23 protein-coding genes are annotated in these 24,824 nt (G+C 68.7%); 13 read left to right on the forward strand and 10 right to left on the reverse strand.

Annotated elements, in window-relative coordinates; all coding sequences use genetic code 11:
- The first annotated feature begins 167 nt into the window (after nt 1–167).
- Nucleotides 168–1,802: an ABC transporter substrate-binding protein gene (locus FHS00_RS02125; protein WP_246390915.1), complete on the forward strand. Its 1,635-nt coding sequence runs from the start codon at nt 168–170 to the stop codon at nt 1,800–1,802.
- A gap of 74 nt (nt 1,803–1,876) precedes the next feature.
- Nucleotides 1,877–2,710, forward strand: a complete 834-nt coding sequence (locus FHS00_RS02130; protein WP_246390918.1) for a DUF1206 domain-containing protein — start codon at nt 1,877–1,879, stop codon at nt 2,708–2,710.
- Here the strand turns inward: FHS00_RS02130 and FHS00_RS02135 are convergent.
- Nucleotides 2,707–3,306 (reverse strand): lytic transglycosylase domain-containing protein, encoded by a 600-nt coding sequence (locus FHS00_RS02135; RefSeq protein WP_183469397.1) that lies wholly within the window; start codon nt 3,304–3,306, stop codon nt 2,707–2,709. The two genes, FHS00_RS02130 and FHS00_RS02135, sit on opposite strands and share 4 nt — an antisense overlap.
- 183 nt (nt 3,307–3,489) lie before the next feature.
- On the opposite strand from FHS00_RS02135, the gene ssb reads away from it, so the two are divergent.
- Nucleotides 3,490–3,999, forward strand: a complete 510-nt coding sequence (gene ssb / locus FHS00_RS02140) for a single-stranded DNA-binding protein (RefSeq protein WP_183469399.1) — start codon at nt 3,490–3,492, stop codon at nt 3,997–3,999.
- 46 nt (nt 4,000–4,045) lie between these two features.
- Nucleotides 4,046–4,906 carry a hypothetical protein gene (locus tag FHS00_RS02145; RefSeq protein WP_183469401.1) on the forward strand — a complete coding sequence of 287 codons (861 nt, stop codon included), beginning with the start codon at nt 4,046–4,048 and terminating at the stop codon, nt 4,904–4,906.
- On the opposite strand, the gene FHS00_RS02150 is transcribed toward FHS00_RS02145, so the two are convergent.
- Nucleotides 4,903–6,039 carry an anhydro-N-acetylmuramic acid kinase gene (locus tag FHS00_RS02150; protein ID WP_183469403.1) on the reverse strand — a complete coding sequence of 379 codons (1,137 nt, stop codon included), beginning with the start codon at nt 6,037–6,039 and terminating at the stop codon, nt 4,903–4,905. The two genes, FHS00_RS02145 and FHS00_RS02150, sit on opposite strands and share 4 nt — an antisense overlap.
- Nucleotides 6,040–6,102: 63 nt before the next feature.
- On the opposite strand from FHS00_RS02150, the gene tyrS reads away from it, so the two are divergent.
- Entirely contained in the window at nt 6,103–7,353 is a 1,251-nt protein-coding gene (gene tyrS / locus FHS00_RS02155; protein ID WP_183469405.1) for a tyrosine--tRNA ligase, read from the forward strand.
- A gap of 108 nt (nt 7,354–7,461) precedes the next feature.
- The gene (locus FHS00_RS02160; protein WP_183469407.1) at nt 7,462–8,103 is read left to right on the forward strand and encodes a DUF998 domain-containing protein; all 642 of its coding nucleotides are present in this window, start codon (nt 7,462–7,464) and stop codon (nt 8,101–8,103) included.
- Here FHS00_RS02160 and FHS00_RS02165 read toward each other — a convergent pair.
- Nucleotides 8,100–9,062 carry a DUF3179 domain-containing protein gene (locus FHS00_RS02165; protein WP_183469409.1) on the reverse strand — a complete coding sequence of 321 codons (963 nt, stop codon included), beginning with the start codon at nt 9,060–9,062 and terminating at the stop codon, nt 8,100–8,102. The two genes, FHS00_RS02160 and FHS00_RS02165, sit on opposite strands and share 4 nt — an antisense overlap.
- Nucleotides 9,063–9,217: 155 nt before the next feature.
- Here FHS00_RS02165 and FHS00_RS02170 point away from each other — a divergent pair, with 155 nt between their 5' ends.
- From FHS00_RS02170 to eno, 3 genes are read left to right on the forward strand one after another with little or no spacing between them, the layout of a single operon-like run.
- Complete coding sequence (locus FHS00_RS02170) at nt 9,218–9,634, forward strand: Fur family transcriptional regulator (RefSeq protein WP_183469411.1); 417 nt, start codon at nt 9,218–9,220, stop codon at nt 9,632–9,634.
- On the forward strand, nt 9,634–10,524 hold the full coding sequence (locus FHS00_RS02175; RefSeq protein ID WP_183469413.1) for a DMT family transporter: 891 nt from the start codon (nt 9,634–9,636) through the stop codon (nt 10,522–10,524). Before FHS00_RS02170 ends, FHS00_RS02175 begins: the two co-directional genes overlap by 1 nt.
- A 30-nt stretch (nt 10,525–10,554) precedes the next feature.
- Nucleotides 10,555–11,832: a phosphopyruvate hydratase gene (gene eno, locus FHS00_RS02180; RefSeq protein ID WP_183469415.1), complete on the forward strand. Its 1,278-nt coding sequence runs from the start codon at nt 10,555–10,557 to the stop codon at nt 11,830–11,832.
- 70 nt (nt 11,833–11,902) lie between these two features.
- On the opposite strand, the gene FHS00_RS02185 is transcribed toward eno, so the two are convergent.
- Nucleotides 11,903–12,382 carry a PRC-barrel domain-containing protein gene (locus FHS00_RS02185; RefSeq protein ID WP_183469417.1) on the reverse strand — a complete coding sequence of 160 codons (480 nt, stop codon included), beginning with the start codon at nt 12,380–12,382 and terminating at the stop codon, nt 11,903–11,905.
- An 82-nt stretch (nt 12,383–12,464) separates the two neighbouring features.
- Here FHS00_RS02185 and FHS00_RS02190 point away from each other — a divergent pair, with 82 nt between their 5' ends.
- On the forward strand, nt 12,465–12,710 hold the full coding sequence (locus FHS00_RS02190) for a sulfurtransferase TusA family protein (protein ID WP_343064579.1): 246 nt from the start codon (nt 12,465–12,467) through the stop codon (nt 12,708–12,710).
- A gap of 128 nt (nt 12,711–12,838) precedes the next feature.
- Here the strand turns inward: FHS00_RS02190 and FHS00_RS02195 are convergent, their stop codons facing one another.
- From FHS00_RS02195 to purC, 6 genes are all read right to left on the reverse strand, one after another.
- Nucleotides 12,839–15,592, reverse strand: coding sequence for an Rne/Rng family ribonuclease (locus FHS00_RS02195; protein ID WP_183469421.1), 2,754 nt, complete (start codon nt 15,590–15,592; stop codon nt 12,839–12,841).
- Nucleotides 15,593–16,020: 428 nt separating this feature from the next.
- Nucleotides 16,021–17,355, reverse strand: coding sequence for a sigma-54-dependent transcriptional regulator (locus tag FHS00_RS02200; RefSeq protein ID WP_183469423.1), 1,335 nt, complete (start codon nt 17,353–17,355; stop codon nt 16,021–16,023).
- Between the two features lie 9 nt (nt 17,356–17,364).
- Nucleotides 17,365–19,113 (reverse strand): sensor histidine kinase, encoded by a 1,749-nt coding sequence (locus FHS00_RS02205; RefSeq protein WP_183469425.1) that lies wholly within the window; start codon nt 19,111–19,113, stop codon nt 17,365–17,367.
- 92 nt (nt 19,114–19,205) lie between these two features.
- Complete coding sequence (purQ, locus tag FHS00_RS02210) at nt 19,206–19,874, reverse strand: phosphoribosylformylglycinamidine synthase subunit PurQ (RefSeq protein WP_183469427.1); 669 nt, start codon at nt 19,872–19,874, stop codon at nt 19,206–19,208.
- Between the two features lie 225 nt (nt 19,875–20,099).
- Nucleotides 20,100–20,339: a phosphoribosylformylglycinamidine synthase subunit PurS gene (purS, locus tag FHS00_RS02215; RefSeq protein ID WP_183469429.1), complete on the reverse strand. Its 240-nt coding sequence runs from the start codon at nt 20,337–20,339 to the stop codon at nt 20,100–20,102.
- 38 nt (nt 20,340–20,377) lie between these two features.
- Complete coding sequence (gene purC, locus FHS00_RS02220; protein WP_183469431.1) at nt 20,378–21,139, reverse strand: phosphoribosylaminoimidazolesuccinocarboxamide synthase; 762 nt, start codon at nt 21,137–21,139, stop codon at nt 20,378–20,380.
- Nucleotides 21,140–21,321: 182 nt separating this feature from the next.
- Between purC and FHS00_RS02225 the strand changes: the two genes are divergently transcribed.
- The 3 genes from FHS00_RS02225 (at nt 21,322) to bmt (ending at nt 24,757) form a co-directional block, all read left to right on the forward strand.
- Entirely contained in the window at nt 21,322–21,636 is a 315-nt protein-coding gene (locus FHS00_RS02225; protein WP_183469433.1) for a DUF1476 domain-containing protein, read from the forward strand.
- A 162-nt stretch (nt 21,637–21,798) separates the two neighbouring features.
- Entirely contained in the window at nt 21,799–23,781 is a 1,983-nt protein-coding gene (locus tag FHS00_RS02230; RefSeq protein ID WP_183469435.1) for a phosphatidylglycerol lysyltransferase domain-containing protein, read from the forward strand.
- A complete protein-coding gene (bmt, locus tag FHS00_RS02235) occupies nt 23,744–24,757 on the forward strand; it encodes a betaine--homocysteine S-methyltransferase (protein ID WP_183469437.1) in 1,014 nt (337 codons plus the stop codon). Before FHS00_RS02230 ends, bmt begins: the two co-directional genes overlap by 38 nt.
- The last annotated feature ends 67 nt before the right edge of the window (nt 24,758–24,824 follow it).

Consider the following 24,824-nt stretch of genomic DNA (forward strand, 5'->3'; position numbering starts at 1 on the left):
TGCGCTTCCCGGCGCGCAAGTTGACAGGCAGCCGGCTTTTCGACACGACCTGTCGCGAACGCGCCAGACCGGGCCCTGCCCCGGGGCGGCGCGCGCGGAGGACACCGAATCGCGACCCCTGCCGGGCGTCGATGCGGGCCGGCGCCGGAAGAAGGACGGACATCATCATGCGATCCAAGTTTCATCCCGCCGCGCAGATGTATGCCGCCGAGCATCGCGCCGGGCGCCTGTCGCGACGCGAGTTCCTCACCCGCGCCACCGCGCTCGGCATCGCCGCGCCGGCCGCCTTCGGGCTGATCGGCCTGCCCGTCCCGGCCCGGGCGCAAGCCGCACCACGACAGGGCGGCACGCTGCGCATGGAGATGGAGACCCGCGAGATCACCGATCCGCGCCGCGCCGATTGGAGCCAGATCGCAAATTTCTACCGCGGCTGGCTCGACTATCTCGTGCAATACGAAGCCGACGGCACGATCACCCCGATGCTGCTCGAAAGCTGGGAGGCCAATGACGACGCCACGCAGTTCACGCTGCGGGTTCGTCCGGGCGTGACTTGGAACAATGGCGATCCGTTCACCGCCGACGACGTGGTGCGCAACATCACCCGCTGGTGCGACGCCACCGTGCCGGGCAATTCCATGGCCGGCCGCATGGCCCAGCTGGTCGACCCGGCGACACGGCAGGCCCGCGACGGGGCCATCACCCGGATCGACGACCTGACCGTGCAGCTCGAACTGGCCGCGCCGGACATCTCGCTGGTCGTCTCGATGACCGACTACCCGGCCGCCCTCACCCATGCGAGCTTCGACGGCGGTGACCCGTCGCTGAACCCCATCGGCACCGGCCCCTACCTTCCCGAAGCCAACGAGGTCGGGCTGCGACAGGTGCTGGTGCGCAATCCGGATCACGTCTGGTGGGGCAGCGACGTGTTCGGCGGCCCCTATCTCGACCGGATCGAATACCTCGATTACGGCACCGACCCCGCCGCCAAGCTGGCCGCCGCCGAGGCCGGCGAGATCGACGCCACCTACCAGACCACCGGCGATTTCGTCGACCTGTTCGACAGCATCGGCTGGAGCCGGTCCGAGGTGATGACCGCCGCGACGCTGACGGTGCGCTTCAACCAGGACAGCCCGCCCTTCGGCCATCGCGACGTCCGTCGCGCGATGCAGATGGCGGTCGACAATGCCATCGTGCTGGAGCTCGGCTATGACGGCCACGGGCTGGTGGCCGAGAACCACCATGTCTGCCCGATCCACCCCGAATACGCGCCCGTCGGGCCGCCGGCCCACGACCCGGCCCGCGCCCGCGAGCTGCTTGCCGAGACCGGCTTCGGCGCGCAGGTCTTCGAGCTGATCTCGCTCGACGACGCCTGGCAGGCGGCGAGCTGCGACGCGGTGGCGGCGCAGCTGCGCGACGCCGGCATCAAGATCGAGCGGCGGGTTCTGCCGGGTGGCGAGTTCTGGAAGGACTGGCTGAGCTACCCCTTCTCGGCGACCGAGTGGAACATGCGCCCGCTCGGCGTGCAGATCCTCGCGCTGGCCTACAAGTCGGGCGAGCCCTGGAACGAGACCGGCTACACCAACCCCGAATTCGACGCGGCCTTGGCCGAGGCCATGTCGCTTGCCGATGTCGAGGCGCGGCGCGCGGTGATGGCGCGGCTCGAACGGATGCTGCAGGAGGACGGGGTGGTCATCCAGCCCTTCTGGCGCACGCTCTATCGCCACGCCGCCGACCATGTGAGCGGGATCGAGATGCACCCGACCTTCGAGCACCATCACTACCGCTGGTCGCTCGCCGGCTGAGGCCCTTGCGTCATGCGCGTCGAATCCCTGCCCCGGTGATGGAACAAGCCCGCCACTCGCCAGCTTGAGCGGGCATGACACAGCAGGATCTTCAGTGGGCAGTGCCCGTCATGCGTCTCGGCTATGCCGGTCGTGGTCTCATCTATCTCGTCGTGGCGATCCTGTCGCTCGCGGCGATCTGGCGCGGCTCGACGCCGGGCGGCACCGGCGAGGCGATGGCCTCGCTCGAACGCGCCTGGTGGGGCATCGCGCTGCTGGCGCTGATCGCGCTGGGCCTCGCGGCCTATGGCGTCTGGCGGCTGGTCGCGGCCGGCTGGGATCTCGAGGCGCATGGCAGTGGCGCCAAGGGCGTGGTGGCGCGGATCGGCCAGGTCGTGACCGGCCTGATCCATCTCGGTCTGGCCTTCACGGCGGTGGCAATCCTGATGCCCTCCTCCTCCGGCTCGGGCAGCGGATCGAGCCTCGACAAATGGACCGGCAAGGTGATGCAGATGCCGTTCGGCCAATGGCTCGTCGGCCTCGCCGGCGCGATCGGGCTGGGCGCGGGCCTTTACTACATCTGGAAGGGCTGGTCCCACAAATACATGGAGAACCTGCGCGCCAAGCCCCTGACGCTGAAGCTGCAGCCGGCCCTGACCGCGGGCCTCGCCGCCAATGGCGCGGTGATCGCCATCGTCGGCTTCCTGCTGGTCTACGCGGCCTGGACCCTCGACCCGAGCGAGGCCGGCGGCCTAGCCGAGGCTTTCGACTGGCTGCGTGAAAAGCCCTATGGCACCGTGCTCGTCACCGCGCTGGCGGTGGGCCTGCTCGGCTTCTCGCTGTTCTGCTTCGTCAACGCTGCCTACCGGATCGTGCCGAAGCTCAGGACCGACGACATGGAGACGCTGGCGCGCAAGCTGGCCGCCTAACGTCCGAGGATCGCCTTCACGTAGTGCCGGGTCTCGGCGTAAGGCGGGATGCCACCGTATTTCTGCACCGCGCCCGGCCCGGCATTGTAGGCCGCCAGAGCAAGCTGCCAGTCGCCGAAGGTGTCGTGCTGCATCCGCAGGTAACGCGCGCCGCCCTCGAGGTTCTGGCGCGGGTCCATCGGATCGACCCGCAGCAGCCGCGCCGTGTCGGGCATCAGCTGCGCGAGACCCAGCGCCCCGACCCGGCTGACCGCGCGGGCGTTCCAGCCGCTCTCCTGCTGCACCAGCCGCAGGAACAGGTCTTCGGGAATGCGATGCTTGCGCGCCGCCTCCCGGGCCAGCGTCAGATAGGGGCCGGAATAGCGCCCGGTGAAGCTCGGAGCGACGGCGACCTGCAACTCCTGCGGCACCTCGGCCCGAGGTGGCTGCAGCCGCGAGGAGCTCGCATATTGCGATGCCGCGCGCCCGTCCAGCACGCTCAGCTGCGAAGCGTACAGCCCCGGCCCCGAACTCGTGGAAACCCTGTCGGCCGAAGCCTGCGTCGCGCAGAGAAGTGCCAAGGCCGCGGCGGCGGCCCCCCGTGATCGAATATTCATCGCGTCCCTCCGTTCCGCCGGTCGATGCCGGCGCAGGCCATTCGCTGGTCCGTTCGATGTCGCGAGGCTAACCGCGTTCGTGGCGGAAAGGGAAGATGAAACCGGCGTTTGTGCTGTCATCCCGCGCTCGCGCGGCATAGTCTCGGCGCGACGAAAGACGAGATTCTAAGGCAGGAGGCGATAATGGCCGGTTCCGTCAACAAGGTGATAATCATCGGAAATCTGGGCCGTGACCCGGAGGTCCGGACCTTCCAGAACGGCGGCAAGGTGGTGAACCTGCGCGTCGCCACCTCCGAGACCTGGAAGGACCGCAACACCGGCGAACGTCGCGAGCGTACCGAGTGGCATTCGGTCGCGATCTTCAACGAGCCGCTGGGCCGGATCGCCGAGCAATATCTCAAGAAGGGCTCGACCGTCTATCTCGAGGGCCAGCTTGAAACCCGCAAATGGCAGGACCAGCAAGGCAACGACCGCTACTCCACCGAGGTGGTGCTGCGGCCCTATACCGGCAACCTGACGCTGCTGGGCGGTCGCGGCGACGGCGGCTCTGGCGGCGGCTTCGGCGGCGATGACCGGGGCGGCTATGGCGGCGGGTCGGGCGGCTATGACGACCGCGGCGGCTACGACGATCGCGGCGGCCAGGGCGGCGGTGGCGGCGGCAGCCGCGACATCGACGACGAGATCCCGTTCTAATCGGAACGGCCGGGGGGCCGCTCCCCCGGCCGACCGGAGCCCCAGAATGCGCCACATTACCGCTGGACGAGTAACCTTTGCCCACAAGGCCGACGCGGAGCCGCCGAACATCGGCGATATCCTGTGTTCGCCGCGGCATTACTTCGATTTCTCCTTCGAAGGACCGGGACGGGTATTGGTGGTCGGCGGCGGTGCGATACCCGATCCGCTGGCTGCTGATGGCGGCAACGAGTTCGCACATCGCTTGGTTTGGGCAACCGGCGCATCGCGCCCGTTCTACCCGCGCCCCAAGGATCGTATCAGGGCGATCCAGCATCGCTTGCGTGAGGGTGCGTCGCAGCGGCGATGGCCGGATGCCCTGGTCGGAAGCCGCGATCCAGATGCGGCAGGGGCGGATGCGCTGCCCTGCCCCAGTTGCTTTCATGAGGTTTGCGACACGCCGCGAGGCGCCGGCATTGGCGTCATTCTCAACGCCAATCCCCGCGTCAGCGGCGGCGGTCTGCCTGACTGGCTAGGGCAGGAGCACCCCGGCCTCTTGCTTGGAAGCAACGCCATCTCGGAGGCCGATCTGCTCGCCTTCTTCGGCGCCACGCGCCGGATTGTCACCAATTCCTACCACATGGCCTACTGGTCGCTCTTGAGTGGTGGCGAGGTAGCCATACTGGGCCATTCCAGCAAACTCGCGAGCCTGCTGACCCTGTTCGGCCTCGATCCGCAGCAAATCCACCGCTACCCGCAGGCCGACTACCGTCGGATGGAGGCCGCGTTACGCGATGCGCTAGACCGCGGTCCCTGGCTGTCGCTCAAGGTTCCGGCCGCCACACGCGAGGACTTCCGCGCCCGAAACATGGATTTTGCGGCGCGCGCGACACGGACCGTACCCGGACTGCGGATAACCCGTCGTTAACTGCCGGCCAGAGCCGCTCCTAGGCCGAGCTCCCCGGGTCGGCTGATCGTGCCGCCGCCCACGGCGGCGCGTACCCCGGTGGTCGAAGGGGCCGAGGTCGGCAGGCCGCGCGCCACCCGCGCGGCGAGAAAGGCGAAGGCCTGCGCCTCGAGCATGTCGCCGTCGAGACCGACATCCTCGACCGGCCCGACCGGGCAGTCGCAGCCCGCCGCGATCATCGCCATCATCACCGGGTTGTGCCGCCCGCCCCCGGTGACGAGCAGTCGCTCGGGCGAACTCGGGCAATGCTCCATGCCGCGCATCACCGCCGCCGCGGCACAGGCGGTCAGCGTCGCCGCCGCATCGGCATCCGAAAGCGCCTCGACCTCTTGCGACAGAACGGCGAAGGCATCGCGGTCGAGCGATTTCGGCGCCATGCGGTAGAAATGCGGGTGCTCCAGGAACCGGGCTACCACCGCGTCGTCCACCTCGCCCGCGGCGGCGAGCGCGCCGTCATCGTCGCGCGTCCGGCCCAGCCGCCCCTGCACCAGATCGTCGATCGGCGCGTTGGCCGGGCCGGTGTCGAACGCCAGCAGCGCACCCTCTGCCTCGGGACGAGCGAAGCCCGGATCAACGAAGGTCAGGTTGCCGACGCCGCCGAGATTGAGGAAGGCCAGCGGCGCTGCTGCGCCCACGAACTTCGCCAGCGCGAAATGATAGAACGGCGCGAGCGGCGCCCCCTCGCCGCCGAAGCGGACATCCGAGCTGCGGAAGTCCCAGACCACGGGGACGCCCAGCGCCTCGGCCAGAATCGCGCCCGAGCCGGCCTGATGGGTGCCGCGCCCCCTTGGGTCATGCGCGAAGGTCTGGCCGTGAAATCCGATCAGCGCGACATTCTCGAAGCGCGACAGGATCTCGGCATGGGCGGTCTCGACGATCTCCGCCGCGGCCTCCACCTCCGGCCCTTCCCAGCGGCCCAGCGCCGCGCGCAGCACCGCGCGCTCGGCCTCGGAATAGGGCCGGTAGGCGCTTTCGCCGAAGCCGAAGACGCTTTCGCCATCCGTTTCGATCACCGCCGCATCGACGCCGTCGAGCGAGGTGCCCGACATCGCGCCCAAGCACCTGATCCTGTCGCCCGTGCCGAACCGCCGCATCACGCTTTCCCTCGCCCCAGCTGATGCCTATAGAGTGGCGCGACCAAGAGAGGGGCACAAGACATGACCTACCACCCCAAGAGCGACTTCATGTCCGTGATGATCGAGCGCGGCTATCTCGCCGACTGCACCGATTACCAGGGCCTGGACGAGGCGCTGTCGAAGGGGGTCGTGCCCGCCTATATCGGCTATGACGCCACCGCGGCGTCGCTGCATGTCGGCCACCTGCTCAACGTGATGATGCTGCGCTGGCTGCAGAAGACCGGCCACAAGCCGATCACGCTGATGGGCGGCGGCACCACCAAGGTGGGCGATCCGAGCTTCCGCTCGGACGAACGCCCGCTGCTGGGCCCCGACCAGATCGCCGCGAACATCGCGGGCATGAAGCAGGTCTTCGCGCGCTACCTGTCCTACGGTGACGCGCCCACCGACGCGCTGATGCTCGACAACGCCGAGTGGCTCGACAACCTCAACTACCTCGAGTTCCTGCGCGACATCGGGCGGCATTTCTCGGTCAACCGGATGCTGTCCTTCGAGAGCGTGAAGTCGAGGATCGACCGCGAGCAGTCGCTGTCCTTCCTCGAGTTCAACTACATGATCCTGCAGGCTTACGACTTCCTCGAGCTGAACCGCCGCTATGGCTGCGTGCTGCAGATGGGCGGCTCCGACCAGTGGGGCAACATCGTCAACGGCATCGACCTGACGCGCCGGGTGCTCGACCACGAGATCTACGGCCTGACCTCGCCGCTGCTGACCACCTCGGACGGCCGCAAGATGGGCAAGAGCCAGGGCGGCGCGGTCTGGCTCAACGAGGACATGCTGAGCCCGTACGAGTTCTGGCAGTTCTGGCGCAACACGACCGACGCCGATGTCGGCCGTTTCCTCAAGCTCTACACCGAGCTGCCGGTGGATGAGTGCGAGCGCCTCGGCGCGCTGTCGGGCTCGGAGATCAACGAGGGCAAGATCGTGCTCGCCGACGAGGTCACCGCGCTGCTGCATGGCCGCGAGGCTGCCGAGACCGCCAAGGCCACGGCACGCGAGGTGTTCGAGAAGGGCGGCGTGGGCGACGACCTGCCCACCCTCACCCTCACCGAGGAAGAGGTCGGCGGCGGCATCTCTGTGGTGCAGCTGCTGGTCCGCTCGGGCCTTGCCGGGTCGGGCAAGGAGGCCAAGCGCCTGATCGCCGACAACGGCGCGCGCCTCGACGACGCGCCGCTCACCGATGCGGGGCTGGTGATCGACCGCGCGGCGCTGACCGCGCCGATCAAGCTCTCGGCCGGCAAGAAGCGCCACGCGCTGGTGCGGCTGGGCTGAGACGACAGGGGGCGGCGCGAGCCGCCCCTTTTGCCTTGTGGCGCCCGACCGGCGGCGGAACCGTCATCGTCCCCCGCGGTTGGCCTCCTGTCCACCAGGAGAGCCGAGATGAAAGATGCCACCGGACAACCGGTCGACGCGGAACGCCCCTACCTGTTGCTGCTGCTGGCCGGAATCGGCTTTTTCGGCTGCCTGTCGATGATCGGCGGCACCATCGCCGCGCAGATCGTCGTGCCGGGCCATGACTGGATCGCCGACACGATCAGTGATCTCGGCGCCGGCGAGTGGGAAATCATCATGGACGTCGCGCTCTACGGCTTCGCCGCGGGGCTGTTCGCCACCGCGCTCGCGGCGGCGCATGCGCATCTGGGCGGGATCGGCTGGTCGGCGGGGGTCGTCTCGCTCGCCATTCTCGCGGCGCTGGTCGTCATGGTCGGCGCACGCAACGAATATGGCGATGCCGACAGCGACGGCGTCGTCATCCACATCTACCTCGTCTACGGCCTCGGCGCGCTGTTCCTCGCCGCGCCGCTGAGCATGGCATCGGGCTTCGGGCGCCACCATCCCGGGGCGCGTCGCGCCCTGATCGGTCTGGCCATCGCATGGGTCGTCATGGCGCCCCTGTTCCTCATGGCCCCCACCTCGATCGACGGGCTGGCCGAGCGGGTGCTCGGCCTGATCGCCTGCGGCATGATCGCGGTGATGGCCTGGGTGTTCTGGCAGCGCGGCCGCGACGCGCATCGCGGCTAGCCGCCGAGCATCCATTCCCCCTGCGGCCAGAAGGCGTGGAAGGCGAATGCGAAGAGCACGTCATGTGGCACGTCGCGGCCCTGCGCGTCGCGCACCCGGACATTGCCCACGTCGCGCCCCTGCCCCACGCGCCCGGCGTCGAGGGCGCTGGCCTGACCCGCCTCCCAGCTGATCGTCACGCCGGCCTCCGTGACCTGCCCCGCCTCGCGCAGCCGCGAGAACGGCCAGGCCCGGTCGCCGACCCGTACCACGCGCATCAGCGCCGGCACGCCATGCGGCGGCATCTCGCCCGAATAGAGGAAGGGCCGGCGCGAGCTGTCATAGCTCACATAGGGGTTGCGACCGTAATCCCGGCTCCAGTCCGGCTCGTCCATCACCACACCGTCGGGATGGGCGGCGCGGAACCGCTCCCAGCTGTCCATCCAGGCGGGCAGCAATTCCAGCTCCGCCCCGGTCATCTCGCCGACGATGGCGGTGCCGATGGCCTGCTGCCACCAGCTCTCGGTCTGGCGGTCATACATCACCATGTCCGAGGCGCGCAGCATCCCCGACACCCCAAAGGACAACTCGCGCCCTTCGATCCGCCGGTCGAAGATCATGCCGGAATTGCACAGCGGGCAGTAGGTGACGGCGACCGGCACGCCGCCGGCCGCGTCGTTGACGATCTCGTGCCACAGCAGGTAGCGGATCGGATAGGCCCGGGCCGGGCCCTCCGGCGCCGGCCAGACCATCACCGGCTCCGTCGCATCGAGCCGGGTCTCGGCGGCGGCCGGGATCATGCGCGGCGCGTCGATCGCCGGGATGCCATCCTTGGGCGGCCCGCCCGACATGATCTCGGACCAGTCGCTGATGCTGGTGTTCGAGAAATCCGTATCGGGCCAGGCCCGTTGCCAACGGCCCGGCTCGGCCATGGCCGCGCCCGAAATCGCCATGGCGGCCAGTATCCCAAGAATGCGCATGATCGTGTCCTCCCTCCTCAGGAGCCTGCCGGGCGGCGCGGCGCGCGTCACCCCGCCTCACCCCAAGGTGACCCGATGCGAGCGGGCGTGTCCGAGGGTGGCGCCGCTGGGCCGAACCGGCTAGACCGGCGGCAAAAGACGTCACGGATCCCGCCATGCCCAAGACAATCCTGTTGCGCTGCGAGCAGAACGGCCTGCGCCTCACCGAACAGCGCCGGGTGATCGCGCGGGTACTGGAGGCGGCCGACGACCATCCTGATGTCGAGGAACTGCACGCCCGCGCCGCGGCCGAGGATGCACGGATCTCGCTGGCCACGGTCTATCGCACCGTGAAGCTCTTCGAAGAGGCGGGCATCCTCGAGAAGCACGAATTCGGCGACGGGCGCGCGCGCTACGAGACCACCGACCGCGAGCATCACGACCACCTGATCGACATGCATTCGGGAGAGGTGATCGAGTTCGTCGACGACGAGATCGAGCGCCTGCAGGAGCGCATCGCCGAGCGGCTGGGCTACCGGCTGATCGGTCACCGGCTAGAGCTTTACGGCGTGCCGGTCAGAAAGGACGGATGATGGAAAACCTGCGCGGCAGCCTGCTGATGGTCGCGGCAATGCTGGGCTTCGCGCTCGAGGACATGTTCATCAAGCTTCTGGCCGGGGCGCTGCCGGTCGGACAGATCCTGATGCTGCTGGGGCTGGGCGGCGGCGTGGCCTTCGCGCTGATGGCGATGTCGCGCGGCGACCGGCTCTGGTCGCCCGACTTCCACCACCCCGCCGTGATCGCCCGCAATCTGGGCGAGGTGATCGGCACCGGGGGCTTCATCACCGCCGTGGCGCTGTCGCCGCTGGCCACCGCCACCGCCATCGCGCAATCGATCCCGCTCCTGGTGACGCTGGGCGCGGCGCTGTTCTTCGCCGAACCGGTGGGCTGGCGCCGCTGGAGCGCGATCTGCGTCGGTCTCCTTGGCGTGCTGATCGTGATCCGGCCCGGTGCCGACGGCTTCACCCCCATGTCGCTCTTCGCCCTGATCGGCGCGATCGGGCTCGCCGGGCGCGACCTCGCCTCGCGCCGCGTGCCGCGCGCCATCTCTTCGACCAAGCTGTCGGTCTATGCCTTCCTGATCCTCGTCCCGGTGGGCTACGCCATGGTGCTGGTGGCCGACCAGAGCCTGGTCCGGCCCGATGCGACGCAGGCCGCGATGCTGGGTTTCGCGATCGTCATCGGCATCGCCGCCTATTACATGCTCACCGCCGCGACCCGCATGGGCGAGGTCTCGGTGATCGCGCCCTACCGCTACACCCGGCTGATCTTCGCCCTGGTGATCGCCGTCTCGGTCTTCGGCGAACGGCCCGATGGCCTCACCTATCTGGGCGCGGCGATCATCGTCGGCTCGGGCATCTACACGCTTCTTCGCGAGGCGCGTGTCAGGCGTGCTTCACGCCGGGTCACGCCCGCGTTATAGAGCGCACGAACCTTCCCATAGGAGTTTTCCATGAGCACGATCATCGACATCCACGCCCGCGAGATCCTCGACAGCCGGGGCAACCCGACGGTCGAGGTGGACGTGGTCCTCGAAGACGGCACGATGGGCCGCGCCGCCGTGCCCTCGGGCGCCTCGACCGGTGCCTACGAGGCGGTCGAGAAGCGTGACGGCGACAAGTCGCGCTACATGGGCAAGGGCGTGCTCGAGGCCGTGGCCGCCGTGAACGGCGAGATCGCCGAAGCGATCCTCGGCATGGACGCGACCGAGCAGGTCGAGATCGACCAGACGATGATCGAGCTCGACGGCACCGACAACAAGGGCCGCCTCGGCGCCAACGCGATCCTCGGCGTGTCGATGGCGGTCGCCAAGGCCGCGGCCGAGTTCACCACCCAGCCGCTCTACCGCTATGTCGGCGGCATGTCGGCCCGCGTCCTGCCGGTGCCGATGATGAACATCATCAATGGCGGCGAGCACGCCGACAACCCGATCGACATCCAGGAATTCATGATCATGCCGGTGTCCGCCACCAGCATCCGTGAAGCCGTCCGCATGGGCTCCGAGGTGTTCCACACCCTCAAGAAGGAGCTTTCGGCCGCCGGCATGTCCACGGGCCTGGGTGACGAGGGCGGCTTCGCGCCCGAGCTCGGCTCGACCCGCGAGGCGCTCGATTTCATCCTGAAATCGATCGAGAAGGCCGGCTACAAGCCGGGCGAGGACATCTACCTCGCGCTCGATTGCGCTGCGACCGAGTACTACAAGAACGGCAAGTACGAGCTGAAGGGCGAAGGCAAGTCCCTGACCTCGCAGGAGAATGTCGCCTATCTCGAAGCGCTGGTGAACGACTACCCGATCATCTCGATCGAGGACGGCATGTCCGAGGACGACTGGGAGGGCTGGAAGGCGCTGACCGACGCCATCGGTGACCGCGTCCAGCTGGTGGGCGACGATCTCTTCGTCACCAACCCCGCCCGCCTCAAGGACGGCATCGAGAAGGGCTCCGCCAACTCGCTGCTGGTGAAGGTCAACCAAATCGGCACGCTGACCGAGACGATGCAGGCGGTGGAAATGGCGCAGCGCGCCCGCTTCACCTGCGTGATGTCGCACCGCTCGGGCGAAACCGAGGACGCGACCATCGCCGACCTCGCCGTCGCCACGAACTGCGGTCAGATCAAGACCGGCTCGCTCGCCCGTTCCGACCGGCTCGCCAAGTACAACCAGCTGATCCGCATCGAGGAAATGCTGGGCGAGACCGCGATCTACGCCGGCCGCTCGGTCCTGCGCGGCTGACCGCTATCGACACGACAAAAAAAAGGGCCGTGGCGGATGCCACGGCCCTTTCTCATGCGATGGGGAACGATCAGTTCCACCAGTTGTAGTAGCCCTCGTTGGCCTCCGGCAGCGCTTCGAGCTGCTCCTGGCTCATGCGCGTCACGAGGGAGAAGTCGCCACCGGCGTAGTCGCCGGCCAGACGCACTTCGTTGAAGTCCAGAACGACTTCCTCGTCACCGATGTCGAGCCAGCCGCCGGTCTCGATCACGAGGCCGATCATCTGGCCGTCAGCGGAGATTACAATGTCCTCGACTTCGCCGATCTCTTCCCACTCGGCGTCGACCTCTTCGTAATAGGGCGTATCGGTCCAGACCGTCTCGTCATACTCGGCTTCGAGCGTGTAGATGTTCGAGCCGATCAGGCTTTCCGCCCGGATCGTGTTGCTGAGATTGTCGGCGGTCAGCCGGCCGCTGCCCATGCCCATCTCGGTATGCGCCTCGGCGAGGGCGCCGCCGGCGGCGAGGGTCAGGCCGAGGGTCAGGGCGGTGGTGCTCATGATGCGGGTCATGCGATCTCCTTCATCTTGCGTTTCCATCTTCGGCGGGACAACGGTACAGGCGCAGTCATGTTCCAACACGATGAGCCAGCCCGTGACCGAATTCCGCCTCCTCGCCGCGACCCGGAGCTATGACGCGCGCGGTCTTGCCTGCCCGCTCCCGGTGCTCAGGGCCCGCAAGCTGCTCGCAGAGATGGCCCCCGGTGAAGTTCTCGAGATCGTGACCGATGATCCGGTGGCGCGGATCGACCTGCCGCATTTCTGCGCCGAGGCCGGACATGCGCATCTCGGGCTGCATGAGGACGGGCCCGACCAGATCCACACCATCCGCCGGGCCTGACGGAACGAAACAGACGATTTCGTTCCTTTTCCTGATACGCCTAGGGCCGTCCAGCTTCGGCCGGCACCGGCAAAGAAAAAGGCCGGGCAGATCCCTCTGCCCGGCCTTCTCTACTGTCTTCGCCTGGTTCAGCGGCTGATCGACCACCAGCCACGACGGCGCGGCTTCTTGTCGTCGTCATCGCCGCCCGCATCGACGGTCTCGCGCGGGGCCTCTTCGGGCTCAGGGGCGCGCCGCGTTTCGGCCACGGTCTGCGCCACCTGCTCGGCGACCTCCGGCATCACCTCGGGCGTCTCGCTGGCGGGCGACTGCTCGGGCGCGTCGCCGGCGTCCTGTTGGGCGGCACCCGCGGCGGCGGGCTCGGCCGCGGCCGGCACGGGCGCGGTCTCGGCGACCTCCTCGGCCTTGGGTTCGGCCTTCTTGCGGCGGGTCCGCTTCGGCTTGGGCGCCTCTTCGGCCGCCGCTTCACCGGTCGCCTCACCGGCCTCGGCCGGTTTGGGCTCGGCCTTCTTGCGGCGGGTCCCCTTCGGCTTGGGCGCTTCCTCGGCGGCCGCTTCGTCGGCGGTCTCCTCGGCTTCGGTCGGCTTCGGCTCGGCCTTCTTGCGACGGGTCCGCTTCGGCTTGGCCGGAGCCTCGGCCTCAGCCGCCAGGGCAGCCTCGGCTGCGGGGGCGGCGTCCGATGTCACTTCCGGTGCGGCATCAGTGGCAGCGTCCGGCGTGGCCGAGCTCTGGGCGATCTCCGCCACGGTCGCGGGCTGGGCCTCGTCCTGGGTGGCGTCGCCTTCGGCGTCGCCCGCGTCCGAGCCATCCTCGGTCTGGGTCTCGGCGCCCTCGCCATTGGCACCCCGACGACGCCGACGACGCCGACGCTTCTTGCGCGGCTTGCCGTCCTCGTCCTCGTCCTCGGCCCGCGGACCGGTGGTCTCGGCGGGGGCCGCGGTGGCGGTGGTTTCGACCTCGGCTTCCGCCTCTTCGGTCTCGTCCTCTTCCTCGAGCGCCTCGAGGTCGATCTCGGCGTCGAGCTGCTCCATCAGAGCGGCCGAGGAGACGACCGGCGCGGCCTCGGGCACGGCCCGGGTCGCGGTCTTGAACTTCTCGATCACGAAATCGGGCGAAACCAGCGCCGCGTCGCCCTCGACCCGCACTGCCATGCCATAGCGCTGCTCGATCGCGGCCACGTGCTCGCGCTTGTGGTTCATCAGGAAGTTCATGATGGCGTAAGGCAGGCGCACCAGCACTTCCTTGGTGCGGCCGCGCACGCCCTCTTCCTCGAGCTGCCGCAGGATCGACAGGGCGACGTTCTCGTCCGAGCGCAGCAGGCCGGTGCCGTGGCAATGCGGGCAAGGCTGGGTGGTCGCCTCGAGCATGCCCGGGCGCAGACGCTGACGGCTCATCTCCAGCAGGCCGAAGCCCGAGATGCGGCCGACCTGGATCCGGGCGCGGTCGGTCTTGAGCTTTTCCTTGAAGCGCTTCTCGACCGCGGTGTTGTTGCGCCGCTCGTCCATGTCGATGAAGTCGATCACGATCAGGCCGGCGAGGTCACGCAGACGCAGCTGGCGGGCCACCTCGTCGGCTGCCTCGAGGTTGGTCTTGAGCGCGGTCTGTTCGATCGAGCCTTCCTTGGTGGCACGGCCGGAGTTCACGTCGATGGCGACCAGCGCCTCGGTGACACCGATCACGATGTAGCCGCCCGACGGCAGCTGCACGGTCGGGTTGAACATGCCGGAGAGGTAGCTCTCGACTTGGTAACGCGCGAAGAGCGGCAGGCTGTCGGTGTAGGGTTTCACGTTCTTGGCGTGCGACGGCATGATCATCTTCATGAAGTCGCGTGCAGTGCGGAAGCCCTCGACGCCCTCGACGATCACCTCGTCGATATCCTTGGAGTAGAGGTCGCGGATCGACCGCTTGATGAGGTCGCCTTCCTCGTAGATCTTGGCGGGCGCGATCGACTTGAGCGTCAGCTCGCGGATCTGCTCCCACAGGCGCTGCAGGTATTCGTAGTCGCGCTTGATCTCGGACTTGGTGCGCTGCGATCCGGCGGTGCGGATGATCAGCCCCGCGCCCTCGGGCACGTCCATCTCGGCCGCGATCTCCTTGAGCTTCTTGCGGTCGGCGGCGTTGGTGATCTTGCGCGAAATGCCACCGCCACGTGCGGTGTTGGGCATCAGCACGCAGTAGCGGCCGGCGAGCGAGAGATAGGTGGTCAGCGCCGCGCCCTTGTTGCCGCGCTCCTCCTTGACGACCTGGACCAGCATGATCTGCCGGACCTTGATCACTTCCTGGATCTTGTAGCGCTTGGGCCGGGGCTTGCGGACCGGGCGCACATCCTCGCTGTCGTCCTCTTCGGCGACGCTCTCGATGTCCTCGTCCTTGGCGGCGGCGTCGCCGTCATCCTCGGCATCGGCGTCGAAGGTCTCCATGCCGGAGACGGCGTCGCCGTCCTGGGTGGCGACGGCATCGCTGCCGGCATCGGCGGCACGGCGACGGCCGCGCGAGCGGCGGCGACGCGGGCGGTCGCCCTCCTCACCCTCGGCCTCGGCGTCGTCGTCCTCATCCGACGAGGCGGCCTCGGCCTCGGCCTTCAGGCTTTCGGCATAGGCCTTTTCCTCGGCGAGCAGCGCCTCGCGATCCGCGACCGGGATCTGGTAGTAGTCGGGGTGGATCTCGGAGAAGGCCAAGAAGCCGTGCCGGTTGCCGCCGTAATCGACGAAGGCCGCCTGCAGCGACGGCTCTACGCGCGTGACCTTGGCGAGGTAGATGTTTCCGGCGAGCTGACGGCGGCTCTGGCTTTCGAAGTCGAATTCCTCGACCTTGTTTCCGTCACAGACCACGACGCGGGTCTCTTCCGCGTGCGTGGCGTCGATGAGCATTTTCTTTGCCATGTTATCCATTCGCATGGCGCGCCGGGCGGCGCCCCCGAGGGGGCGCGTGCCGCGCGCTCATGTCCGATTGTGGCGATGACGCGCGTATCGGCCTCCGTGCGGCCCCTCGGGGCCGTCAACGGGTCGCCTGCATGCTGCGCGCGTTGCATCGCGGTTCTTCCTCGGCCCGGGGGGCCAGTTCATGCCCGGCGGCCGCCCATGCGGACGGGCCGGTCGGGGTCAGGTATGCGGCCCCTCTCGGGGCCGGTCTCGTCCGCCGCCGGTGCCGGGCAACCCCGTCGCAAAGGTGGCGGAAAATCCGTCCGGGCGATCGCGCATGGCGCGTGCCCGTTCCGACCTTCATAGCGGCACTTGTCCACATGACACAATGACGAATGTGAAAGGCCGCCCCGAAGGGCGGCCCGTTCCGGATCGGATTTCCCCGTCTTTCACAGGTAATCGGAGCGCTGCAGCCCGTATTTGGCCATCTTCTCGTTGAGCGTCCGGCGCGGCAGGCAGAGCTCGTCCATCACCGCCACGATCGACCCCTTGTGGCGCCGCATCGTGTTGTCGATCAGCATCCGCTCGAAGGCCTCGACGAATTCCTTGAGCGGCTTGCCCTCGGTGGTCATCGCCTGATCGCTCTGCTCGTCGCCATCGGTCATCAGCAGCGAGGCGATCGAGCCCGAACCGCGCCGGTTCTGCAGCACCGCCCGCTCGGCCACGTTGATCAGCTGGCGGACGTTGCCGGGCCAAGGCGCCTGCAGCAGTTGCGCCGCCTCCTGCGCGCTGACCTCGGGCGCGTCGCAGCCATACTCGTCGGCGAACTGCTCCGACAGGCGGGTGAACAGCGACAGGATGTCCTCACCGCGCTGGCGGAGCGGCGGCACCACGATCCGGAGCGCCGCGAGCCGGTAATACAGGTCCGGGCGCAGCACGCTCTCGCAGGTCTTGCCCTCGTCCTGCAGGTTGCATATCGCGACGATCCGGGTCTCGGCCGGGCTGCCCTGGTCGTTGATCGCGGTCAGCAGCCGCGCCTGCATCGCGCCCGACAGCGCCTCGATATCCTCGAGCACCAGCGTGCCGCCGCGCGCTTCCTCGAGCGCCGGGATCGGCTCGTCCTCACCGGCCGGACCGAAGAGCCGCGCGCTCAGCCGATCCTCGTCATAGGCCGAGCAAGAGATCAGCACGAACTTCTTGGCCGCGCGTGCGCCCACCGCGTGCAGCGCGTGCGCCACCAGCGTCTTGCCGGTGCCGGTTTCGCCCTCGATCAGCACGTGGCCATCGGCCTGGCCGAGATCGAGGATATCCTCCTTGAGCCGCTCCATCGCTGGCGAGGAGCCGATCAGCTTGTTCATCAGCGCCGATCCGTCCGACAGCTCGCGCCGCAGCGCGCGGTTGTCGAGCACCAGCCGCCGCGCCGTGCTGGCGCGCTTGGCCAGCTCGGTCATCCGGTCGGGGTTGAACGGCTTCTCGAGAAAGTCGAACGCCCCCAGCCGCATCGCCTCGACCGCCATCGGCACGTCGCCATGGCCGGTGATCATGATCACCGGCAGCGTGCTGTCGACGCTCTTGAGCTTGCGCAGGAACTGCATGCCATCCATGCCGGGCATGCGGATATCGCTCACCACGATGCCCGGATAATCGGCTGTCAGCCCCTTCAGCGCCTCCTCGGCGCTGGCGAAGCTCTCGGTGTCGAAGCCCGACAGCGCCAGCCACTGGCTGATCGACTGACGCATGTCCTTCTCGTCGTCGACGATGGCGACTTTCATGGTCTTGCTCATGTGAGCCCCCTATTCCGCAGCGGCCATGCTTTCTTCCAAGATAGGCAGCTGCACTTCGAAAACAGCCCCACCGCCGGTTGCGTTCCGCGCGGTCAGCCGTCCCCCGAGATCGTTGACGATGCCCGACGAGATAGCGAGACCCAATCCCACGCCGTCGCCGGGCTGCTTGGTGGTGTAGAACGGCTCGAACAGGGCATCGAGATCCTCGATGCCCGGGCCGTTGTCCTGCACGGTGAGAACGATGGCGTCTTCGACCGTGAGCGTGATGTCGACGCGCGGATCGCGCACCTCCTTGGTGGCGTCGAGCGCGTTCCTGAGCAGGTTGATGATCACCTGCTCGAAGCGCAGCCTGTCGCCGAGGATCATCGCCGGCCCGGAGGGCAGCGTCCGGTTGATCGCCACCGAGCGGGTCTTGAGCTGCGGCTCCATCATCGCCAGCGCCGAGGAGAGCGCGGCGCGCGCATCGACCGGCTCGAAGGCCTGATTGCCCTTGCGCGCATAGGATTTGAGCTGTCGAGTGATCGCGCCCATCCGGTCGATCAGGTCGTCGATCCGCTGGAACGAGGACAGCGCCTCCTCGGTGCGGCGACGCTGCAGCAGCAGTCGGGCGCCGGCCAGATAGGTCTTCATCGCCGCCAATGGCTGGTTCAGCTCGTGGCTGACGCTGGCCGACATCTCGCCCAGAACGGCGAGCTTGGAGCTTTGCGCGATGGTCTGCTCGGCGCTCTCGAGGTTACGTTCGACCTGCTGGCGCTGGGCGATCTCGCGCTGCAGCCGCATGTTGAGCCGCCGCAGCTGATCGCTCTCGCGGCGCACCAGCAGCAGTCGCGTCGCCGATTTGCGCGAGCTGATCCAGAAGATCAGCGCCAGCAGGATCGCGAAGCCCATGATCTCGAGCGCCAGCACGCCGTTCACCCGCTCGCGCACGGAGGTGTAAGCGGTGAAGGTGACCATCTTCCAGCCTTGGAACGGCACCCGCATCTCGCGCCGCATCACCGCCTCGCCACGCAGATAGGCGTCGATCGGCAGCGCGGTCCAGTCGGTCGCGAGGAAGGCCCGCTCGATCGCCGAGGGCGCGCTCTGCCGCTCCAGCGCCTCGCTCTCGGGCAGCCCGCGCCAGCGCGGCTCGGTCGACAGGATGATCTCGCCGGCGCTGTCGGTGACCAGAACCGCGTCGGCGGTGCCGGCCCAGCTGCGCTCGAGCTTGGCGAGGTCGACCTCGACCGAGATCACGCCGAGCGCCGCGCCATTGGCATCGACCTTGCGCGAGTAGAGGAAGGAATAGCCCCCGGTCGGCTGCTGGAAGATCGTGAAGACGGTGGAATTCGCCCGCATCGCGTCGACGAAATAGGGCGCGGAGCGATGCGTCTCGCCGAGCCGGTTGCGGTCGGTCGCCGCGACGATCCGGCCGTCGCGGTCATAGAGCATCAGGCTCGCCGCACCGATCTCGTCGACGAAGGACAAGAGCCGCTGGGTCGAGCGCGAGAAATCCGATGACGACAGCGCACCGATCAGCTCGGGGTCGCGCGCCAGCAGCTGCGGCACGATCGAGTTGCGCTGCAGCTCGGAGATCAGGTTGCCGACATAGAGCGTCAGCCGGACCTCGGCACGGTTGCGCGTGGCCTCGGTGAAGCGCTCGGTCAGCAGCACGTTGGTGACCCAGATCACCGCCATCGCGACGACGCAGAACAGGGCCAGCGCGATGCGCGGGCCCCAGCTGCGGCGCGGACGTGGCGTTCTGGCGGTGTCGGTCGACATGGCCAAGGGTTTACGCCGCGCCGCCCGGCGCGGCAAGCGGCGGCGGATCACGCCACCTTCAGCGGCACGGCCCGCAGGCCGCGCCTGAGGTCTCAGGCGGCGACCAGCGCGCCCACCAGCCCCTCGAACAGGCCGCGCCCGTCGGTACCGCCGTGACCCGCATCCACCGCCCGCTCGGGATGCGGCATCATGCCGAGCACCCGGCGGTTGTCGGAGAGCACGCCGGCAATGTCGCCGGTCGAGCCGTTGGGGTTGTCGCGATAGGTGAAGGCGATCCGGTCCTCGCCGCGCAGCCGCTCCAGCTGTGCGGCGTCGACGAAATAGTTGCCGTCGTGATGCGCGACCGGGATCTGCAGCTCGGCGCCCGCCGCGTAGCCGCGGGTGAAGTCGCTCTCGGCGGTGGTCACGACCAGCGGCACGGTCTTGCAGACGAAGCGGATGCCGGCGTTGCGCATCAGCGCGCCGGGCAGCAGCCCGGTCTCGGTCAGCACCTGGAAGCCGTTGCACACGCCGAGCGCATAGCCGCCGCGGTTCACGTGGTCGATCACCGCCCGGCAGACCGGCGACTGCGCGGCGATGGCGCCGCAGCGCAGGTAGTCGCCGAAGGAAAAGCCGCCCGGGACGGCGACGAGGTCGACGCCGCGCGGCAGCCCGGCATCCTTGTGCCAGACCATCTCGACCTCGGCGCCCGCGGAACGCAGGGCGACGGCCATGTCGCGATCGCAATTGGAGCCGGGAAAGACGATGACGGCGGCCTTCATGGGGGCTTCCTTCGAGATTGGGGGGCGGCAGCGCCGCCGGGGTGGGATGCCGGTGGGCGCCGGCGGGGCTTGGGTCGGGGCGGTCAGGGCGGCGGTGGCGCCCTCCCCTGCAACCACCGCCGCATCGCTCCCGGTGCTCAGGCATCCCCGAAGGGGCCGAGCGATGCCCGAAAGCGAAACCCGCGCCGAAGACGCGAACGCCGCCCCGAGAGGCGGCGTGCGACCTCAGCTCAGGTCGATCTTGTAGCTTTCGATCACCGTGTTGGCGAGAAGTTTCTCGCACATCTCGGTCACTTGACGCTCGGCGGCCTCGGGATCGGTGCCCGCGAGGTCGATCTCGATCACCTTGCCCTGCCGGACGCCCTCGACGCCGTCAAAGCCCAGCGATCCGAGCGCGTGGCGGATCGCCTCGCCCTGCGGGTCCAAGACCCCTGCCTTCAGCATCACCTGCACGCGAGCCTTCATGCGCGCCGCTCCTTCTCGTCTGTCCTTGGGGTCCGGCTTCAGTTGATCAGCGTCGGACGGGGCCGGTGGGTCACGTTGGAGGGCAGCACGCCCAGCCGCCGCGCCACCTCGGTATAGGCGTCGGTGAGACTGCCCAGATCCTTGCGGAACACGTCCTTGTCGAGCTTCTGGCCGGTCTCGATGTCCCACAGCCGGCAGCTGTCGGGCGAGATCTCGTCGGCCACGACGAGACGCTGGAAGTCGTTGTCCCAGATCCGGCCGATCTCGATCTTGAAGTCGATCAGCTTGATGCCGACGCCGTGCATCACGCCCGACATGAAATCGTTGACCCGCAGCGCCAGCGCCACGATGTCGTCAAGATCCTGCTGGGAGGCCCAGCCGAAGGCGATGATGTACTCCTCGGGGACCAGCGGATCACCGAGCTTGTCGTCCTTGTAGGAGAATTCGATGATCGGACGCGGCAGCGGCGCGCCTTCCTCCATGCCGAGGCGCTTGGCCATCGAGCCGGCGGCGAAGTTGCGCACGATCACCTCGAGCGGGATGATCTCGACCTGGCGAATCAACTGCTCGCGCATGTTGAGCCGCTTGATGAAGTGCGTCGGCACGCCGATCGACTGCAGGCCGGTCATGAAGAACTCGGACAGGCGGTTGTTGAGCACGCCCTTGCCCTCGATCACCGCCTTCTTCTCGGCGTTGAACGCGGTGGCATCGTCCTTGAAATACTGGACCAGCGTTCCCGGCTCGGGGCCTTCGTAGAGGATCTTCGCCTTGCCCTCGTAAATCTTCTTGCGACGTGCCATGCGCTCTCCACGAAGTTTCGCGCGCCCCGGCCCCGCGATGTCGGGGCGACGCAACGTTTCCGTGTCCGGAATGCTGCGTGGCGCGGTCTTGAGGGCCTCATAGTGCATGGTCCCCTTGCGGGCAAGGTGCCGCGGGGCGTATCCTGAGGCATGTGGGACGGAGGCGTGGGAAGGCAAGTCGGATGACACTTTTCGAGGAACGTGAACACGCATTCGAGGCGAAGTTCGCTCATGACGCCGAGATGAAGTTCCGCGCCGAGGCGCGGCGCAACCGCAAGCTCGGCTTCTGGGCTGCAGGGCTGCTCGGCAAGGAGGGCGACGAAGCCGCCGCCTACGCCAAGGAAGTCATCAAGGCCGATTTCGAGGAGGCCGGCACCGACGACGTGTTCCGCAAGCTGCGGCGCGACATCGGCCACCTGCTCAGCGACGAGGAAATCCGCGACCGGATGACCGAGTACGACGCCGAGGCCAAGGCCGAGCTGGTCAAGGAAAGCTGACCTCCGATCGGGCCGGCTTTGTGGCGGCCTGCCCCGGAGCGGACATGATCGTCCCGCTCCCGTGACATGTTGATCGTTTAATCCCGTTTTCATAAACGAACCGCTACTGTCCGCGGACCGGCCGCGGCAGAATTCCCGGCATTTTGCCGCAGGAGTCGCCTGATGCACGATCCGCGCCCGTCCACTGCCACGCCCGCCACCGCCCGTCTCGGACGGCTGGCGCTCCGGCTGCTGCCGCTCGTCGCGCTGGCGATCGGCGGCTGGCTGCTGGCTAGGCGTTGCGGGACGATCGATTTCGGCGCGGTCTGGCCGGCGCTGGCGGCGCTGCCGCCGCAGCAATGGATCGGCGCGCTGGCCTGCACCGGACTGAGCCTCTGGGCCTTGGGCCAGTACGACGTCGTGCTGCACCGCGCCATGGGCACCGGCATCGCCCCCGACCGCGCTCGCGCCGCCGGAATGCGGGCGATGGCGATCTCGCAGACCATCGGCTTCGGCTCGATCACCGGCGCGCTGGTGCGCTGGCGGGCCCTGCCCGAATGCGACCTGTGGCTGGCGACGCGGCTCTCGGTCTGGGTCTCGGTCTCCTTCATGGCGGCGCTCGGCCTGCTCGCCGGGCTGTCGCTGCTGCTGCTCGAGGGGCACAGCGCGCTGGCCGCGCTGCTGGCCATCGCCGCGATCGCGGCGCTGACCCGGATCACCCGCCTTCCCGGCCTGCCGCAACTGCGCGCGGGCACCCTGCCCCGGCTTCTGCTGTGGACCGTCATCGACACCTCGGCTGCCGGCGCGGTGATCTGGCTGCTGCTGCCCGCTCATGTCGAGATCGCGGCCTCCGCGGCGATCTTCGCCTATCTTGCGGCGCTGGGCGCGGGGCTCGCCAGCCAGAGCCCGGGCGGCGTCGGCGCTTTCGAGCTGGTGCTGCTGGCGCTGATGCCGCAGCTGGCCGAGGCCGACCTGATCGCCGCGATCATCGGCTACCGCGTCGTCTACCACGCGGTCCCGGCGCTGATCGCGCTGCTGGCGCTGATCCGGCCGGTCGCGCCGGACATCCCCTCGGGGCTGACCCTCGCCCGCGGCGCCGAGCGGCACGCGGCGCTGGCGCAGGCGCCGCATTCGGAATGGGGCCTCGCGCATCAGGGCGCGCGGATCCTGCTGTCGCGCGACCGGCAGAACGGCTGGCTGGTGCGCCGCACCGGCGGCACGCTGGCGGTGATCGGCGAGCCGATGGGTCGGCCCGAGCTGTCGATGCTGCACGCCCATGCCAGCCGGCTGGGCCTGACCGCCGCGCTCTACAAATGCGGGCCGCGCCTCGCCCGCGCCGCCCGCGACGCGGGCTGGGCCGTCGAGCGGATCGCCACCGAGGCGGTGATCGACACCGCCAGCTGGAGCGCCGACCGCCCCGCCTGCCGCAGCCTGCGCCGCAAGCTCAAGGCCGCGGCCAAATCCGGGGTCGAGATCACCTGCGCGGGCGATCACCTGCCGCTCGAGGAGATGGCACGGGTCCATGCCGAATGGGCCGCACGCTCGGGCGGCGAACGCGGCTTCTCGATGGGCCGCTTCTGCCCCGAGCTGCTGTCGCATCAATACGTGGTGCTGGCCCGGCGCGACGGCGTGCTGGTCGGCTTCGCGAGCTTCCACCAGGGCCGCGGCGACTGGACCCTCGACCTGATGCGCCAGACCGCCGAGGCGCCGGACGGCACGATGATGGCCATCGTCGTGGCCGCGATCGAGGCGGCGCGCGAGGCGGGCGCGGCCAAGCTGTCGCTGGCGGCGCTGCCGGCGATGCCCTGCTGGATCCCCGGCTGGCTGGTGGCGCGGATCGCGGCCCGCCCGGGCTGCGCCGGGCTCGAGCAGTTCAAGCGCGGCTTCGGCCCTGGCTGGCGGCCGCTCTACATCGCGGCGCCGACCCGTGCGGGGCTGCTCCGCGCCGGGGTCGAGATTGCCCGCGCGATCCACGACCCCGCCCCGCTGGGCCGCGAGCCGGGGCTCGGTACGATTGAACTTGGCGCCCGTCCGGTGCAGAAGGGCCGAGACACTGCCCGGCGGCCGATCAGGCTACCGGTCCTGCGCGGCTTCGCGCCTCGCCTCACCGACCAGACAGGCCCTGCTCATGACCGACGCGCTCTCCCGACTTCTCGAAACCCGTGACTGGCTTCTGGCCGACGGCGCCACTGGGACCAACCTGTTCAACATGGGTCTGAGCTCGGGAGACGCGCCCGAGCTTTGGAACACCGACCAGCCGGACAAGATCCGCAAGCTCTATTCCATGGCGGTCGAGGCGGGCTCCGACCTGTTCCTGACCAACAGCTTCGGCGGCAACGCCTCGCGGCTCAAGCTGCACGACGCCCAGGACCGGGTGTTCGAGCTGAACCGCGCGGCGGCCGAGCTGGGCCGCGAAGTGGCCGACAAGGCCGGGCGTCCGGTGATCGTCGCGGGCTCGGTCGGCCCGACCGGCGACATCATGGCGCCGATGGGCAGCCTGACCCATGCCGTCGCGGTCGAGATGTTCCACGAGCAGGCCGAGGGGTTGAAGGCCGGCGGCGCCGACGTGCTCTGGGTCGAGACGATCTCGGCCGGCGAGGAATTCCGCGCCGCCGCCGAGGCCTTCGAGAAGGCGGGCATGCCTTGGTGCGGCACGATGAGCTTCGACACCGCCGGGCGCACCATGATGGGCCTGACCTCGGCCGACATGGTCAAGCTGGTCGGCAAGCTCCCGAACGCGCCGCTGGCCTTCGGCGCCAATTGCGGCACCGGCGCCTCGGACCTGATGCGCACCGTGCTCGGCTTCACCGCCGCGGGGGCGGAGCAGCCGATCATCGCCAAGGGCAATGCCGGCATCCCCAAATACCATGACGGGCACATCCATTACGACGGCACGCCCGAGCTGATGGCCGATTACGCCTGCCTCGCCCGCGATGCCGGCGCCACGATCATTGGCGGCTGCTGCGGCACCATGCCGGACCACCTGCGCGCCATGCGCGAGGCGCTCGAGACCCGCGCGCCGGGCGAGCGGCCGACGCTGGAAACCATCGTCGAGAAGCTCGGCGGCTTCTCCTCGGCCTCCGACGGCACCGATGGCGCGGGCCCCGAGCGCGCGGCGCGACGCGGCCGCCGCCGGAGCTGAGCGCCCCGAGATGCAAAAGCCCCCGCGACCGGCAGGTCGCGGGGGCTTTTTTTTGCGCCTCGCCTGG

This window comes from Limimaricola variabilis (assembly GCF_014195545.1).
Lineage (GTDB): Bacteria > Pseudomonadota > Alphaproteobacteria > Rhodobacterales > Rhodobacteraceae > Limimaricola > Limimaricola variabilis.

Coding starts and splice junctions, on each gene's coding strand:
- ssb (WP_183469399.1), top strand. CDS start 3,490: ATGGCCGGTTCCGTCAACAAGGTGATAATCATCGGAAATCTGGGCCGT.
- bmt (WP_183469437.1), top strand. CDS start 23,744: ATGACCGACGCGCTCTCCCGACTTCTCGAAACCCGTGACTGGCTTCTG.
- FHS00_RS02170 (WP_183469411.1), top strand. CDS start 9,218: ATGCCCAAGACAATCCTGTTGCGCTGCGAGCAGAACGGCCTGCGCCTC.
- eno (WP_183469415.1), top strand. CDS start 10,555: ATGAGCACGATCATCGACATCCACGCCCGCGAGATCCTCGACAGCCGG.
- tyrS (WP_183469405.1), top strand. CDS start 6,103: ATGACCTACCACCCCAAGAGCGACTTCATGTCCGTGATGATCGAGCGC.
- FHS00_RS02150 (WP_183469403.1), bottom strand. CDS start 6,039: ATGCGGCGGTTCGGCACGGGCGACAGGATCAGGTGCTTGGGCGCGATG.
- purS (WP_183469429.1), bottom strand. CDS start 20,339: ATGAAGGCTCGCGTGCAGGTGATGCTGAAGGCAGGGGTCTTGGACCCG.
- FHS00_RS02185 (WP_183469417.1), bottom strand. CDS start 12,382: ATGACCCGCATCATGAGCACCACCGCCCTGACCCTCGGCCTGACCCTC.
- FHS00_RS02165 (WP_183469409.1), bottom strand. CDS start 9,062: ATGCGCATTCTTGGGATACTGGCCGCCATGGCGATTTCGGGCGCGGCC.
- FHS00_RS02175 (WP_183469413.1), top strand. CDS start 9,634: ATGGAAAACCTGCGCGGCAGCCTGCTGATGGTCGCGGCAATGCTGGGC.
- FHS00_RS02230 (WP_183469435.1), top strand. CDS start 21,799: ATGCACGATCCGCGCCCGTCCACTGCCACGCCCGCCACCGCCCGTCTC.
- purQ (WP_183469427.1), bottom strand. CDS start 19,874: ATGAAGGCCGCCGTCATCGTCTTTCCCGGCTCCAATTGCGATCGCGAC.
- FHS00_RS02200 (WP_183469423.1), bottom strand. CDS start 17,355: ATGAGCAAGACCATGAAAGTCGCCATCGTCGACGACGAGAAGGACATG.
- FHS00_RS02195 (WP_183469421.1), bottom strand. CDS start 15,592: ATGGCAAAGAAAATGCTCATCGACGCCACGCACGCGGAAGAGACCCGC.
- FHS00_RS02205 (WP_183469425.1), bottom strand. CDS start 19,113: ATGTCGACCGACACCGCCAGAACGCCACGTCCGCGCCGCAGCTGGGGC.
- FHS00_RS02145 (WP_183469401.1), top strand. CDS start 4,046: ATGCGCCACATTACCGCTGGACGAGTAACCTTTGCCCACAAGGCCGAC.
- purC (WP_183469431.1), bottom strand. CDS start 21,139: ATGGCACGTCGCAAGAAGATTTACGAGGGCAAGGCGAAGATCCTCTAC.
- FHS00_RS02125 (WP_246390915.1), top strand. CDS start 168: ATGCGATCCAAGTTTCATCCCGCCGCGCAGATGTATGCCGCCGAGCAT.
- FHS00_RS02135 (WP_183469397.1), bottom strand. CDS start 3,306: ATGAATATTCGATCACGGGGGGCCGCCGCCGCGGCCTTGGCACTTCTC.
- FHS00_RS02130 (WP_246390918.1), top strand. CDS start 1,877: ATGACACAGCAGGATCTTCAGTGGGCAGTGCCCGTCATGCGTCTCGGC.
- FHS00_RS02160 (WP_183469407.1), top strand. CDS start 7,462: ATGAAAGATGCCACCGGACAACCGGTCGACGCGGAACGCCCCTACCTG.
- FHS00_RS02225 (WP_183469433.1), top strand. CDS start 21,322: ATGACACTTTTCGAGGAACGTGAACACGCATTCGAGGCGAAGTTCGCT.